This is a genomic window from Pseudomonas sp. MT3 (genome assembly GCF_054720805.1).
In genome coordinates, this window is the sequence record NZ_JBTVPY010000002.1 from 83883 (window position 1) to 97658 (window position 13776).

Genomic DNA, 13776 nt, shown 5'->3' on the forward strand with positions numbered 1-13776 from the left:
CCTCTGATGCTCTTCGTAGGAGCGAGCTTGCTCGCGAACGGGACTCACCGGCAGCACCAGAGCTGGGCGGGTTCGCGAGCAAGCTCGCTCCTACAGGATTCAGTTCTTGCGCAGGACGGCGTAGACCACCCGGTAGGTCGCCGGCAGCCCCTGGGGCTGGCGGAATCGTTCATAGGCGGCGATCAGCGCGCGCACCCGCTCGCGCCCGGTCAGTCCGTCGGGACGACCAGGGTTGAGGTTGTGCGCACCGAGCGCCTTGAGTTCGTGGGTCAGGTTGCGCAGATCGGGAAAATGCAGGACGCGGTCTTCGGTGCGCAGTTCAAGCACCTCCAGCCCACTGTCCGCGCAATGCCGCTGGTAGTCCTCGAACGCGCGGAAGCGGTTCACATGGACGAAACCGTCCACCGCCTCCCAGCTCTTGCGCAATTCGCCCAACGTGCCGATGCACAGGCTGCTGAACGCCAGCACGCCGTTCGGACGCAGCACTCGCCGCGCCTCGCCCAGCACCGACGGCAGGTCCGCGCACCATTGCAGCGCCAGGCTGGAGAACAGCAGGTCGCAGGCGCCGTCACGCAGCGGCAGATGCTCGGCGTCTCCGCCAATGAAATGTTCCGCGCCGCCCAGCTCGCGGGCATGGCGCAGCATGCCTTCGGCGATATCGACGGCCAGGCCCCGGGCCTGTGGATAGTGAGCCGCCAGGGCGCGGGTGAAGTAACCGGTGCCGCTGCCCAGGTCGGTCCAGCACTGCGGTGCCAGCTCGCCCGGCAATCGCCGCAACAGCTGCGAGCCGACCGCGCGTTGCAGATCGGCCACCGCATCGTAGGTCTGCGCGGCGCGGGAGAAGGACGCGGCGACCTGGCGCTTGTCAGGCAGCACGCTATGACTGCAGTCAGGCATCGTCGCCCTCGTGGATGAATCTCAGGATGGCGCCAGCTACCTCGTCCGGCTGCTCCAGCGGCAGGCCGTGGCTGGCGCCGGCCATCCGGGCGACCTCGATGTCCGGCAGCCACTCCAGCAGGGCATCGGCGGCGCTCGCCGGCACCAGGGCGTCGTTGTCGGCGAACAGGTGCAGTTGCGGACCGGGGTAGCGCCCCAGGGCGGGGCGGGCATCGAGCTGGCCGAGCAGTTGCAGGCCGGCGGTCAGCCCAGCGGCATCCAGTTGCGGCAGCGCCACCTGTAGCTGCCGCGCCAGGGTTCGGGCATCGCGCGCGCCCTGGGCGACCAGCAGGGTGAAACGCTTGCGCACCAGCTGCGGCTCCAGCAGGAAGGCTTCGAAGAAGTCCTCGAACACCTCGCCCGCCATCGCCTCGGACCAATCCTCGCGGCGGCGGAAACAGGGGTTGCTGGCCAGGGTGACCAGCCCGCGGCAGGATTCGCCACGCCGCGCGGCCAGCTCGGCGGCAAGCATGCCGCCCAGCGACCAGCCGGCGATCCAGGCATCGTGGGGGACGTTGTCGTCCAGCTCGTCGAGCCAGGCGTTGGGGTCGGCATCGGTCGGCAGCGGCTCGATCTGTACGTTCAGGTGCGGTGCCTGTTCCAGCAGCGCATCGCGCAGCGGCTCCAGCGGCGCGCTGCCCAGGCCCCAACCCGGCAGCAGGATCAGTTGGTCACGCATCGTCGCCCTCCTCGGCATCGATCTCTGCCAGAAGGCTAGACGACACGCGCTGCCAGCTTTCCGCGAGCGCCACCAGCAGGTGATCGACCTGCGCTTCGCTGTGCAGCGCGGAGAGCGTCACACGCAGGCGCGCGGTGCCGGCCGGCACGGTCGGCGGACGGATCGCACCGACCAGGATGCCGCGCTCGCGCAGCTCCGCCGACAAGGCCATTGCCTGGCGGCTGCCGCCGATGAGGATCGGCTGGATCGGCGTCGGGCTGTCCATCAGGCGCAGGCCGATGGCTTCGGCCCCCGAGCGGAAGCGTGCGATGAGGGCATTGAGATGGTCGCGGCGCCAGTTCTCGGCGCGCAGCAGCTCCAGGCTTTTCAGCGTGGCGCAGGCCACCGCCGGCGGCTGGCTGGTGGTGTAGATGTAGGGGCGGGCGAACTGGATCAGCGTCTCGATCAGTTCCTCGCTGCCCGCGACGAAGGCGCCGGCGGTGCCGAAGGCCTTGCCGAGGGTGCCGACCAGCACGGGCACGTCGTCCATGCCCAGACCGAAATGTTCGACGATGCCGCCGCCGTTCGCCCCGAGCGGGCCGAAGCCGTGGGCATCGTCCACCATCACCCAGGCACCCCGCTTTCGGGCCGTCGCGCAAAGGCTGGGCAGGTCGGCCAGGTCGCCGTCCATGCTGAACACGCCGTCGGTCACCACCAGGGTGCTGCCTTCGGCCTTGTCCAGGCGCGCGGCGAGGCTGGCGGCGTCGTTGTGCAGGTAGCGCGAGAAGCGCGCGCCGGAGAGCAGGCCGGCATCCAGCAGCGAGGCATGGTTGAGGCGGTCTTCCAGCACGCTATCACCCTTGCCCGCCAGGGCGGTGACGGTGCCGAGATTGGCCATGTAGCCAGTGGAGAACAGCAGCGCGCGCGGACGGCCGGTGAACTCGGCGAGCGCCAGCTCCAGCTCGTGGTGCGGCCCGCAGTGGCCGTTGACCAGATGCGAGGCGCCACCGCCCACGCCCCAGCGCTCGGCGCCGGCGCGCAGGGCGGCAATCACCTCGGGGTGATTGGCCAGGCCCAGGTAATCGTTGGAACAGAAGGCCTGCATCGGCCGGCCATCAATGACCACGTCCGGCCCCTGCGGCGATTCCAGCAGCGGACGGCGGCGGTAGAGGTCCTCCGCCTGGCGCTGGGCCAGGCGGGCGGCGAGATCGAAAGACATACGCAACCCCGTGTCGGCGGTGGTCCAAGACAAGGACCTGTAGGAGTGAGCTTGCTCGCGAACATTGTTCCCCGGAGGTTCAGGGTGCCAGGCGGTTCGCGAGCAAGGACTAGGCGTCCCCCTCGTTCCTACATTAAAAGCGATCAGGCCGAAGCCGCGTTATAGAACAGCTGGGAGTCACGTTGTTCCACCAGCGCCTGCTCGATGGCAGCCTGGTGCACTTCGTCGGCGTGCTCCTCGCGCTCCTCGGGCTTGATGCCCAGACGTGCGAACAGTTGCATGTCCTTCTCGGCCTGCGGGTTCTTGGTGGTCAGCAGCTTCTCACCGTAGAAGATCGAGTTGGCGCCGGCCATGAAGGCCAAAGCCTGCATCTGCTCGTTCATCTGCTCGCGGCCGGCAGACAGGCGCACGTGGGATTTCGGCATGAGGATGCGGGCGACCGCCAGGGTGCGGATGAAGTCGAACGGGTCGACGTCCTTCTCCTCGGCCAGCGGAGTGCCCTTCACCTTCACCAGCATGTTGATCGGCACCGATTCCGGGTGCTCGGGCAGGTTGGCCAGCTGGATCAGCAGGCCGGCGCGGTCGTCCACCGACTCGCCCATGCCGAGGATGCCGCCGGAGCAGATCTTCATCCCTGCCTCGCGCACGTAGGCCAGGGTCTGCAGGCGCTCGCCGTAGGTGCGGGTGGTGATGATGTTGCCGTAGAACTCCGGCGAGGTGTCGAGGTTGTGGTTGTAGTAGTCCAGGCCCGCTTCGGCCAGCGACTGGGTCTGCTCCTGGGTCAGCTTGCCCAGGGTCATGCAGGTTTCCAGGCCGAGCTTCTTCACGCCCTTCACCATTTCCAGCACATAGGGCATGTCCTTGGCCGACGGGTGCTTCCAGGCGGCGCCCATGCAGAAGCGGGTGGAGCCGATGGCCTTGGCTTCCGCCGCGGCTTCCAGCACCTTCTGCACTTCCATCAGCTTTTCCTTGTCCAGGCCGGTGTTGTAGTGGCCGGACTGCGGGCAGTACTTGCAGTCTTCCGGACAGGCGCCGGTCTTGATCGACAGCAGGGTGGACACCTGCACGCGGTTCGGGTCGAAGTGCGCACGGTGCAGGGTCTGCGCCTGGAACAGCAGGTCGTTGAAGGGTTGCTCGAACAGGCCGCGGACTTCGGCGAGAGTCCAGTCGTGGCGGGTTACCTGGGCTGCGGTGGCACTCATGGGCATATCCTTTCGACGCTGTCGGGGGCGCCTTTTTGTCTAGTGAGCCGGCAGCACGCCACCGGGATTCAGGCTAAAGGCATCATATTGGGAGCTGTGACGCTGTCAACCAGTAACGCGACACAGGTCAACAAGTGATCACTTAATGATCACATCGATATTCATTCGCCACGCGCCGCTGAACCTGGCGCCCCACAGACCGCTCCAATCCATCAGGACATTCAGGAGTCATCCCCAGATGGGAACAGAAGGATTCTTCGACAGCCTCGGCCAGATGGTCGGCAAGGCCATCCGCTTCATCGTCGATCTCTTGTCGGGGGTACTCGGCGGCCTCTGGCGGGCGATGGACGACTTTTTCCACGGCCTGGCGCGCGCCGTCGGAATCGACGTCTCGATCTTCAGCTTCGTCCTGCTCTTCCTCGGCCTGCTGCTGCTCTACAGTGGCATCCGCGCCTTCCTGCGGCGCTCGATCTTCGGCGGGCTGATCTGGACGGTGCTGGGCCTGGTGGTCCTGAGCTGGCTGATCCACTGACGGCCGCCGCCCACGGAGGGATGGAGTGCGGTTCTATCAATGGAGTCCTATCCGGCAATGGCGCCCCGTCTGGTGGCGTCCACGCGTGCAATGCCTGTTGTGCGGCGGCAGGGCGGACCCGTCCGGCCTGCCGCTCTGCCCCGGCTGCGATGACGACCTGCCCTGGCTCGCCGGGCACTGCGCGATCTGCGCCTTGCCCCTGCCCACCGCCGGTCTCACCTGCGGACAGTGCCTGCGCCGCGCCCCCGCCTTCCAGCGCGTCGAAACGCCCCTGCGCTATGGCTTCCCCGTCGACACATTGATCACCCGTTTCAAGCACCAGGCCAACGCGCCCTTCGGCCGGCTGCTCGCGCAGTTGCTGGCGCGCCACCTGCAGCACGCCTTCGGCGAAGGACTGCCGCGCCCGGACCGCCTGCTGCCCGTGCCGTTGTCGCATCAACGCGAGCGCCGGCGCGGCTTCAACCAGGCCGCCCTGCTGGCCGGCTGGCTGGCCGCGCCACTCGGCCTGCCTGTGGATAACCGACTGCTGCGGCGCATCCAGGACACCCCGGCGCAGCAGGGCCTGGACGCCGCCACGCGCAAGCGCAACCTGCGCCGGGCCTTTGCCGTGGCCGATGGCGCGCGGATCGACGGCCAGCACCTGGCCGTGGTGGACGACGTGCTGACCACCGGCGCCACCGCCCAGTTCATCGCCCGCGAACTGCGCAAGGCCGGCGCCCGGCGGGTGGACATCTACTGCCTGGCACGTACGCCGGCCCCGGAATAGACGACCGCTCATCCACATTCCAGGCAACTTCCCCTTGCGTTTTATCGACAAGCAACGGAGCCTCGCGACATACCAATAAGCACTCGCGAAACCATGACCACCCTCAGTCTGCTGACCCAGCACGTCACCCGCCGCCCACAACGCATCGCCCTGCTCGCCCAGATCGCCCAGCTCGGCTCCATCACCCATGCTGCCAAGGCCGCCGGGATGAGCTACAAGACCGCCTGGGACGCCATCGATGAGCTCAACAACCTCTCCGACCGCCCGCTGGTGGAACGCAGCGTCGGCGGCAAGGGCGGCGGCGGCGCACGCCTGACCGCCGACGGTGAGCGCCTGCTGACGCTCTACCAGCGCCTGGAAGCCCTGCGCGAACACATCGTCGAACACGTCGAGCACCAGGCCGACCTGGAACTGATCGGCCGCCTGATGATGCGCACCAGCGCGCGCAACCAGTTGCACGGGCATATCTGCGCCATCGAACCCGCCGGGCTCAACGACCTGGTGTGCATCGAGCTGCCCGGCGGCTCGCGCATCCAGGCGCGGGTCACCCGCGAAAGCACCGAGAAGCTGGAGCTGCGCGACGGCCAGCCGGTGGTGGCGCTGATGAAGGCCGGCTGGCTGTACGTCGACCTGCCGCACATTCCCTGCCCGGAAGGGCTGAATGCGCTGGAAGGACACATCGACGACATCCGCGAAGCCGACGACGGTCCCAGCGAGGTGCGTATCCAGTTGCCCAGCGGGCAGATGCTCTGCGCCCTCACCGATCCCGAACGCATCGAGATCCTGCGCCTCAAGCCCGGCGCCCAGGTTCGCGCGCAGTTCTCCCCGGCCCAGGTGATCCTCGGCACGCCGCTGTAGTTTCCCTGCCGTACATCAAGCCGCGCACCGCCATGCCGCGCTCCAATGATCGCCAGCGACTCCCGCTCCTTCGGGGCGGGTCCTGTGCTTCAGACATCCCGGAGCCCCGCCATGCGCCGCCTGCCAAGCCTGTTCGCCCTGTCCCTGCTGCTGTCCCTGCCCCTGGCCGGTCATGCCGGTCCCGACGTATTGCGCGTCGGTGCCAGCGAAGCGCTGATGCCGATGCTTGCGCCGCTGGTGGACCGCTACCAGCTCGACACCCACAACAAGGTGCTGCTGATCGGCGGCGCCGACGAAGAACTCGGCGAACAGCTGCGTCAGGGCACGCCCTATGACCTGCTGCTCAGCGCTCAACCCGCGCCGCTGACCCGCCTGCACCATCAGGGCCACGGCGAGAAGCCCCATCCCGTCGGCTGCAAGGCGCAGCCCATGCAGGAGCTGACGCTGGTGCGGGGCGACCGGCACGAACTGGCAACCCACTTCCTCGACTACCTGAAACAGCACGACTGCAACGAACACTGAGGCAAATCGCCCACGGGGTTACACTAGGCGGCCTGCACACTGCCCGGATCGTCGCCATGTCCCATCCCTTCTCCGACCTCACGCCCGACCTGGTTCTGGATGCGGTGGAAAGTATCGGTTTCCTCAGTGACGCCCGCGTGCTGGCGCTCAATAGCTACGAGAACCGCGTCTACCAGGTGGGCATCGAAGGCAGCGAACCGCTGATCGCCAAGTTCTACCGTCCGGGACGCTGGAGCAACGAGGCGATCCTCGAGGAACACGCCTACGCCGCCGAGCTGGCCGAGTGCGAAGTGCCGCTGGTGGCGCCGCTGGTCCATGAGGGCAAGACCCTGTTCGAGCACGCGGGCTTTCGCTTCACCCTGTTCCCCCGCCGTGGCGGTCGCGCGCCGGAGCCCGGCAACCTCGACCAGCTCTATCGCCTCGGCCAATTGCTCGGCCGCCTGCACGCCGTGGGCGCCAACCGCCCCTTCGAGCACCGCGAGGCGCTGACGCCGGACAACTTCGGCCACCAGTCCCTGGCGACCCTGCTGGAAGGCAACTTCATCCCCAAAAGCCTGCTGCCGGCCTACGAATCCGTGGCCCGCGACCTGCTGAAGAAGGTCGATGAGCTGTATGCGCGGGTGAGCTACACGCCCATCCGCATGCACGGCGATTGCCACCCCGGCAACCTGCTGTGCCGCGACGAGACCTTCCATGTCGTCGACCTCGACGACTGCCGCATGGGCCCCGCCGTGCAGGACCTGTGGATGATGCTCGCCGGCGAACGCCAGGACCGCCTTGGGCAGCTATCGGAGCTGGTAGACGGCTACCAGGAGTTCCATGACTTCGACCCACGCGAACTACCGCTGATCGAAGGCCTGCGCGCCCTGCGCCTGATGCACTACAGTGCCTGGCTGGCGCGCCGCTGGGACGACCCTGCATTCCCGCCGAGCTTCCCCTGGTTCGGTAGCGAGCGCTACTGGGGCGACCAGGTGCTGGTGCTGCGCGAACAACTGGCGGCGCTGGATGAGGAGCCGTTGCGGTTGTTCTGAGCCTACGCCGGTGTTCATTACCGGCCTGCTGGCCGGATCGCGGACGCAGTCCGCTCCTGCGCCGCAGCGGGCGTACGACCGTTCGCGGCTCCCCAGCCCCTGCAGGAGCGAGCTTGCTCGCTCCTACGAAGAGCTCGCCCCGTAAAGACAACGTTACGCACATTCACTGCTCCCCAGGCATCGGCCACCTTCCCGGCACAGACAAGCCCCCCGCGCGCACCCTAGAATTAGCCGGCCATTCATTAGCTGCCTATCCAAGGATGTTTCATGGCTACCGCCAATCCCCGCCAGGGCTATGCCCTAGGACTGACTGCCTATGTCATCTGGGGGCTCTTCCCGATCTACTTCAAACTGCTCGAACGCATTCCCGCACTGGAAATCATCACCCACCGCGCCATCTGGTCCGCGGCGTTCGGCGCCCTGCTCCTGCTGGTCTGGAAGCACCCCGGCTGGTGGCGCGAGCTGCGCGAGAATCCCAAGCGCCTCGCCGTCCTCACCGCCAGCGGCCTGCTGATCGCCAGCAACTGGCTGGTCTACGTCTGGGCAGTGAACAACGGCCACATGATCGAGGCCAGCCTGGGCTACTACATCAACCCGCTGATCAACGTGCTACTGGGGCTGGTGATCCTGCGCGAACGCCTGCACCCGCTGCAGTGGGTCGCCGTGGGCCTCGCCGCGCTCGGCGTGGCCCAGCAGCTCTGGCAACTGGGCAGCCTGCCCTGGGTGTCGCTGGTGCTAGCGCTGACCTTCGGCTTCTACGGACTGATCCGCAAACAGGCGCCGGTCGCCGCGTTGCCGGGCCTGGTGGTGGAAACCTGGATACTGCTGCCGCTGGCCCTGGGCTGGTTGCTGCTGTTCGCCGACGGCCCGAGCACCCATGCCGCGTTCTGGACCACCCGCGACGCGCTCTGGCTCGCCGCCGCCGGCCCGATCACCCTGGTACCGCTGGTGTGCTTCAACGCCGCCGCGCGCCACCTGCCCTACGCTACCCTGGGCTTCCTGCAGTACCTGGCGCCGACCCTGGTGCTGCTGCAGGCCATCTTCCTGTTCGGCGAGCACCTGGACGGTACCCGACTGGTGTCCTTCGGCTGCATCTGGCTGGCACTGGTGGTGTACAGCGCGGACATCTGGTATCGCCTGTCCCGCGACAACTGATCAGTTCTTGATCACAACACTGGAAGCCTCGTCATCCGAGGCCTCCAGCAAGCCATCAGCAGATTATCCACAGCCTAATCCCGCGTAGACGGGAATAAGCGTCTCCCCCGGCCCCTTATCCCCAGTCCCGTTGCCTCGGTGCCGATCGGCCGATTCGCCGGCGCGCCATTCGATCATTTTTCGATCAATCCTCTCGAAGCCACGTAACTGGCTGGACCCAGCCGGATTCCCGGTGCTTTTCCACAGGCTCATCCCCGTATGCTGTGAATCTTCCAGGGCAAGCCGATCAGTCCGTGGACAACTCTCCGTATCCCCCGCAGGCAAAGGCTTACAACCATCCACCAACGGTCTTTCCACAGATTCATCCAGAGGTTTTGTGCACAGTGGCTGGAGGGCGTTCCAGATAGAACACGCAAGACGACCGGAGCGAATGAACCGCTCAGAAAACGAACGATTCCATCAAGGCCTCGTATCCATTGACTTGCAGAGAGTTATCAACAGAAAGCCCACGGAGCGATCCACGCGATCTGTGCACAGCGCCGCTGCGGATCGTGGATAAGCCGGGCTGGCTACAAGTCAATGAAAATGGGCTCTCTGCGAATCCAATCACAGAGAGCCCACAGACTTACCCACAGGCAGGAGATGGAAGGACAGCGAATCAATCCCCGTTGTGGAAATTCATTTCCACCATCAGGTCATCCGCCAGCGCCTCCAGCCGCTCCTGCAGGGTTTCCAGCGGCAGGGTCAGCGGCACCGCCAGCAGCGCTTCGGCGTGGAACAGCGGCTCGCTGCTCATCGGCGCCGGCAGGACTTCGGTGGTCAGGCGCTCCAGGTTGACACCATGTTCGGTGAGCAGACGGGTGATATCGCGGACGATACCCGGGCGATCGTTGCCGACCAGGTCCAGATGGATCGGTTTCCAGTTGCACGACGGTTCGATGCCACTCTCCGCCAGCAGCACGCGAATGCCGTGGGCCGACAGCCCTTGCAGGCCCTCGACCAGCTCGTCGTAGCCCTCGGCGGGAACCGCCACCCGCAGGATGCCGGCGAATTGCCCGGCCATGCGCGACATGCGGCTTTCCAGCCAGTTGCCGCCGTGGGCGGCGATGCACTGGGCGATGCGCTCCACCAGGCCGGGTTGGTCCGGGGCGATGACCGTGAGAACGAGGTGATCCATGAGCAACCTCCGTCAGGCGGAAAGATCCAGCCAATAGGTGTAGAACTTCTCGTCACGCTGGTAACCCAGTCGCTCGTAGAGTGACTGGCCAGCGCGGTTGGTCTTTGCCGTTTCCAGCATCAGGCCGCAGGCGCCGCTGGCTTCGGCGTGGACGCGGGCGGCGTTCATCAGCGCTTCGCCATGACCGTCGCGGCGCGCGGCCGGCATCACGTAGAGGTCGCTGACCAGCCAGGCCGGCTGCAGCGTCAACGAGGCGAAGAACGGGTAGAGTTGGACGAAGCCCACGGCCAGGCCGTCGATGCTGCGGGCAATGAACACGGTGGACTCGCCACGCTCGATGCGCGCCTGGAGAAAGCCGCGGATCGCCGTGTGGGGCGCGGGCACTTCGTAGAAGTCGAGATAACCGGAGAACAGCGGCACCAGGTCGTCGAGATCGGCGGGGGCGGTGGCAAGTGTCACGGACATGCGGGATTCTCCAGGGCGGAGAAAGCAGTATAGGCGGGGCTTGCGGAGCTGGCTGCGACGGGGTGCCACAGATACCCAGCCGGACTATACGTGTACAGTTTTAAGATTTATCTGGAACAATCAATGAATTTTTTGCGAACATAATAAGTGCTACGTGACTGAGATGCGTACTTTGGTCTAACCGCGACGCAAGCCCACTGATTTTTCCCACGGCATCATGTAGTATTTCGCGGCTCGGACTACAAGGCGTTTTGCCTGTGTCCCGAGCTGGTCCTGAGCAGAGTGAGGCAAGCAATGACTGAACGCGTTCAAGTCGGTGGCCTGCAGGTCGCCAAAGTCCTGTTCGACTTCGTGAACAACGAAGCCATTCCCGGCACCGGCGTCGACGCCGGAAAGTTCTGGGCAGGTGTGGAAGCCGTGATCAACGATCTGGCACCCAAGAACAAAGCCCTGCTCGCCAAGCGCGACGACCTCCAGGCGAAGATCGATGGCTGGCACCAGGCCCGCGCCGGTCAGCCGCACGACGCGGTCGCCTACAAGGCCTTCCTGCAGGAAATCGGCTACCTGTTGCCGGAAGCGGCTGACTTCCAGGCCAGCACCCAGAATGTCGACGAAGAAATCGCCCGCATGGCCGGCCCGCAGTTGGTGGTGCCGGTGATGAACGCGCGTTTCGCCCTGAACGCCTCGAACGCCCGCTGGGGCTCGCTGTACGACGCACTGTACGGCACCGACGCGATCAGTGAAGAGAACGGCGCCGAGAAGGGCAAGGGCTACAACAAGGTCCGTGGCGACAAGGTGATTGCCTTCGCCCGCGCCTTCCTCGACGAAGCCGCGCCGCTGGAGTCCGGCTCCCACGTCGATGCCACCGCCTACACCGTGAAGAACGGTGCGCTGGCCGTGACCCTGAAGAGCGGTGGCGACACCGGTCTGAAGAACGCCGCCCAGTTCATCGGCTTCCAGGGCGACGCCGCCAAGCCTGCAGCCGTGCTGCTCAAGCACAACGGCCTGCACTTCGAAATCCAGATCGACCCCACCAGCCCGATCGGTCAGACCGACGCCGCTGGCGTGAAAGATGTCCTGATGGAGTCCGCGCTGACCACCATCATGGACTGCGAAGACTCTATCGCCGCCGTCGATGCCGACGACAAGGTCGTGGTCTACCGCAACTGGCTGGGTCTGATGAAAGGCGACCTGGCCGAGTCCGTAACCAAGGGTGGCAGCACCTTCACCCGCACCATGAACCCGGACCGCGTCTACTCCAAGGTCGACGGTTCCGAGGTCACCCTGCACGGTCGTTCCCTGCTGTTCGTGCGTAACGTCGGCCACCTGATGACCAACCCGGCAATCCTCGACGCCCAGGGCAACGAAGTGCCCGAAGGCATCCAGGACGGCCTGTTCACCGGCCTGATCGCACTGCACAACCTCAACGGCAACACCAGCCGCAAGAACAGCCGTACCGGCTCGATGTACGTGGTGAAGCCGAAGATGCACGGCCCGGAAGAAGTGGCCTTCGCCGCCGAGATCTTCAGCCGCGTCGAAGACGTGCTGGGCATGCCGCGCAACACCATGAAGGTCGGCATCATGGACGAAGAGCGCCGCACCACCGTCAACCTGAAGTCCTGCATCAAGGCGGCCGCCGAGCGCGTGGTGTTCATCAACACCGGATTCCTCGACCGCACCGGTGACGAGATCCACACCTCGATGGAAGCCGGCGCCGTGGTGCGCAAGGGCGCCATGAAGAACGAGAAGTGGATCGGCGCCTACGAGAACAGCAACGTGGACGTCGGCCTGGCCACCGGCCTGCAGGGCAAGGCCCAGATCGGCAAGGGCATGTGGGCCATGCCCGACCTGATGGCCGCCATGCTCGAGCAGAAGATCGCTCACCCGCTGGCCGGCGCCAACACCGCCTGGGTTCCGTCGCCGACCGCCGCCACCCTGCACGCGCTGCACTACCACAAGGTCGACGTGTTCGCCCGCCAGGCCGAACTGGCCAAGCGCGCGCCGGCCTCGGTGGACGACATCCTGACCATTCCGCTCGCCCCCAACACCAACTGGAGCGCGGAAGAGATCAAGAACGAGCTGGACAACAACGCCCAGGGCATCCTCGGCTACGTGGTTCGCTGGATCGACCAGGGCGTCGGCTGCTCCAAGGTGCCGGACATCAACGACGTCGGCCTGATGGAAGACCGCGCCACCCTGCGTATCTCCAGCCAACTGCTGGCCAACTGGCTGCGCCACGGCGTGGTGACCCGGGAGCAGGTGCTGGAAAGCCTCAAGCGCATGGCCTCGGTGGTGGACCGCCAGAACGCCAACGACCCGCTGTACCGCCCGATGGCGCCGAGCTTCGATGACAACGTGGCCTTCCAGGCCGCGCTGGAACTGGTCATCGAGGGTGCCAAGCAGCCCAACGGCTACACCGAGCCGGTCCTGCACCGCCGCCGCCGCGAGTTCAAGGCCAAGAACGGTCTGTAAGCACATCGCCAAGCGTTGAAGAAACCGCCCTCCGGGGCGGTTTTTCATTCCTCGCGATAACGCCACGGCGACAGGCGACGGTCGCAGCCGGTCACGACACTCTCGACATGCTCGCGCAGGGTTTCCCAGCCGCCCTTCTCCAGGGCGATCCGCGCCGCCGCGCGCACCGGAATCCAGGTTTCATCCGCGTAGATGTTGTGGTCGTAGCAGCCCAGGGCGTCATCCGTCAGCTCGTTGCAGCGCTCCCAGACCTCCTGAAGCGCATCGCGAAACTCCGGAACTTGGCTTCCCGGGCATTTCTCCAGCCAGTCGTGCAGCGGCAGGATCTTTCCCGACCAGGTCTCACAGCCCGGACAGCCGCAGATGGCACGTTCCTGCTCCTGCGCATCCAGCGTCAGGAACTCCAGGCATCTGAACGCCTCGCAGCTGGCCAGCGCCCAGGCATGCTCATCCTGGCCGTACCAGGTCCAGACGAAGCTCAGTTCATCGCTCACGGCTACCCACTCCCTATCCACTCCCTGCTCGAATAGCCCTCAATAGTTACACAGGGAACGGCGCCACGCTGACCAGCGTAACTACTGTGCACAATCTTTGTGTACAAAATCCCCATCACGCACCGCGAAGAATCACTGCCAACCTGACTCACAAGTCAATGATTGCTATGGAGAAATATTTTCCTGACCACTTAGACATGCATCCAGGCCGCTCCAATAAAGGGCTCGACCAGGATTCGCACCTGCCTTCAGCGAGGGCTGAAAGGTTGTGGACGGTTGCACTGGCATG

General features: G+C 65.7%; 14 protein-coding genes. 7 read left to right on the forward strand and 7 right to left on the reverse strand.

Annotation, left to right across the window (positions count from 1 at the left end; translation table 11 throughout):
* Positions 1 to 99 precede the first annotated feature (99 nt).
* From bioC to bioB, 4 genes are all read right to left on the reverse strand, one after another.
* Positions 100 to 897 (reverse strand): malonyl-ACP O-methyltransferase BioC, encoded by a 798-nt coding sequence (bioC, locus tag ACYCAX_RS02205; protein ID WP_294972924.1) that lies wholly within the window; start codon positions 895 to 897, stop codon positions 100 to 102.
* The gene (locus ACYCAX_RS02210) at positions 890 to 1615 is read right to left on the reverse strand and encodes an alpha/beta fold hydrolase (RefSeq protein WP_015475232.1); all 726 of its coding nucleotides are present in this window, start codon (positions 1613 to 1615) and stop codon (positions 890 to 892) included. Before ACYCAX_RS02210 ends, bioC begins: the two co-directional genes overlap by 8 nt.
* Complete coding sequence (gene bioF / locus ACYCAX_RS02215) at positions 1608 to 2813, reverse strand: 8-amino-7-oxononanoate synthase (RefSeq protein WP_294972927.1); 1206 nt, start codon at positions 2811 to 2813, stop codon at positions 1608 to 1610. Before bioF ends, ACYCAX_RS02210 begins: the two co-directional genes overlap by 8 nt.
* Positions 2814 to 2956: 143 nt before the next feature.
* The gene (gene bioB, locus ACYCAX_RS02220; RefSeq protein WP_015475230.1) at positions 2957 to 4015 is read right to left on the reverse strand and encodes a biotin synthase BioB; all 1059 of its coding nucleotides are present in this window, start codon (positions 4013 to 4015) and stop codon (positions 2957 to 2959) included.
* Positions 4016 to 4253: 238 nt separating this feature from the next.
* On the opposite strand from bioB, the gene ACYCAX_RS02225 reads away from it, so the two are divergent.
* From ACYCAX_RS02225 to rarD, 6 genes are all read left to right on the forward strand, one after another.
* Positions 4254 to 4547, forward strand: a complete 294-nt coding sequence (locus ACYCAX_RS02225; protein ID WP_015475222.1) for a hypothetical protein — start codon at positions 4254 to 4256, stop codon at positions 4545 to 4547.
* Positions 4548 to 4632: 85 nt separating this feature from the next.
* The gene (locus ACYCAX_RS02230) at positions 4633 to 5313 is read left to right on the forward strand and encodes a ComF family protein (protein WP_294972932.1); all 681 of its coding nucleotides are present in this window, start codon (positions 4633 to 4635) and stop codon (positions 5311 to 5313) included.
* 93 nt (positions 5314 to 5406) lie between these two features.
* A complete protein-coding gene (locus ACYCAX_RS02235) occupies positions 5407 to 6171 on the forward strand; it encodes a TOBE domain-containing protein (RefSeq protein WP_015475220.1) in 765 nt (254 codons plus the stop codon).
* 111 nt (positions 6172 to 6282) lie between these two features.
* A complete protein-coding gene (locus tag ACYCAX_RS02240; RefSeq protein ID WP_460247339.1) occupies positions 6283 to 6693 on the forward strand; it encodes a substrate-binding domain-containing protein in 411 nt (136 codons plus the stop codon).
* A 56-nt stretch (positions 6694 to 6749) separates the two neighbouring features.
* On the forward strand, positions 6750 to 7724 hold the full coding sequence (locus ACYCAX_RS02245) for a serine/threonine protein kinase (protein ID WP_460247340.1): 975 nt from the start codon (positions 6750 to 6752) through the stop codon (positions 7722 to 7724).
* A 267-nt stretch (positions 7725 to 7991) separates the two neighbouring features.
* On the forward strand, positions 7992 to 8879 hold the full coding sequence (gene rarD / locus ACYCAX_RS02250) for an EamA family transporter RarD (RefSeq protein ID WP_460247341.1): 888 nt from the start codon (positions 7992 to 7994) through the stop codon (positions 8877 to 8879).
* 658 nt (positions 8880 to 9537) lie between these two features.
* Here rarD and ACYCAX_RS02255 read toward each other — a convergent pair.
* Together ACYCAX_RS02255 and ACYCAX_RS02260 are read right to left on the reverse strand one after the other, a co-directional pair.
* The gene (locus ACYCAX_RS02255; protein ID WP_015475216.1) at positions 9538 to 10056 is read right to left on the reverse strand and encodes a glycine cleavage system transcriptional repressor; all 519 of its coding nucleotides are present in this window, start codon (positions 10054 to 10056) and stop codon (positions 9538 to 9540) included.
* A 12-nt stretch (positions 10057 to 10068) separates the two neighbouring features.
* On the reverse strand, positions 10069 to 10521 hold the full coding sequence (locus tag ACYCAX_RS02260; RefSeq protein ID WP_015475215.1) for a GNAT family N-acetyltransferase: 453 nt from the start codon (positions 10519 to 10521) through the stop codon (positions 10069 to 10071).
* A gap of 294 nt (positions 10522 to 10815) precedes the next feature.
* Between ACYCAX_RS02260 and ACYCAX_RS02265 the strand changes: the two genes are divergently transcribed.
* Positions 10816 to 12993, forward strand: coding sequence for a malate synthase G (locus ACYCAX_RS02265; RefSeq protein WP_460247342.1), 2178 nt, complete (start codon positions 10816 to 10818; stop codon positions 12991 to 12993).
* 44 nt (positions 12994 to 13037) lie between these two features.
* On the opposite strand, the gene ACYCAX_RS02270 is transcribed toward ACYCAX_RS02265, so the two are convergent.
* Positions 13038 to 13487: a hypothetical protein gene (locus tag ACYCAX_RS02270; RefSeq protein WP_015475213.1), complete on the reverse strand. Its 450-nt coding sequence runs from the start codon at positions 13485 to 13487 to the stop codon at positions 13038 to 13040.
* Between the last annotated feature and the right edge of the window lie 289 nt (positions 13488 to 13776).

Excerpts from the sequence above, each read along its gene's own strand:
- bioC (WP_294972924.1), bottom strand. The coding sequence starts at position 897 with ATGCCTGACTGCAGTCATAGCGTGCTGCCTGACAAGCGCCAGGTCGCC.
- ACYCAX_RS02210 (WP_015475232.1), bottom strand. The coding sequence starts at position 1,615 with ATGCGTGACCAACTGATCCTGCTGCCGGGTTGGGGCCTGGGCAGCGCG.
- bioF (WP_294972927.1), bottom strand. The coding sequence starts at position 2,813 with ATGTCTTTCGATCTCGCCGCCCGCCTGGCCCAGCGCCAGGCGGAGGAC.
- bioB (WP_015475230.1), bottom strand. The coding sequence starts at position 4,015 with ATGAGTGCCACCGCAGCCCAGGTAACCCGCCACGACTGGACTCTCGCC.
- ACYCAX_RS02225 (WP_015475222.1), top strand. The coding sequence starts at position 4,254 with ATGGGAACAGAAGGATTCTTCGACAGCCTCGGCCAGATGGTCGGCAAG.
- ACYCAX_RS02235 (WP_015475220.1), top strand. The coding sequence starts at position 5,407 with ATGACCACCCTCAGTCTGCTGACCCAGCACGTCACCCGCCGCCCACAA.
- ACYCAX_RS02240 (WP_460247339.1), top strand. The coding sequence starts at position 6,283 with ATGCGCCGCCTGCCAAGCCTGTTCGCCCTGTCCCTGCTGCTGTCCCTG.
- ACYCAX_RS02245 (WP_460247340.1), top strand. The coding sequence starts at position 6,750 with ATGTCCCATCCCTTCTCCGACCTCACGCCCGACCTGGTTCTGGATGCG.
- rarD (WP_460247341.1), top strand. The coding sequence starts at position 7,992 with ATGGCTACCGCCAATCCCCGCCAGGGCTATGCCCTAGGACTGACTGCC.
- ACYCAX_RS02255 (WP_015475216.1), bottom strand. The coding sequence starts at position 10,056 with ATGGATCACCTCGTTCTCACGGTCATCGCCCCGGACCAACCCGGCCTG.
- ACYCAX_RS02260 (WP_015475215.1), bottom strand. The coding sequence starts at position 10,521 with ATGTCCGTGACACTTGCCACCGCCCCCGCCGATCTCGACGACCTGGTG.
- ACYCAX_RS02265 (WP_460247342.1), top strand. The coding sequence starts at position 10,816 with ATGACTGAACGCGTTCAAGTCGGTGGCCTGCAGGTCGCCAAAGTCCTG.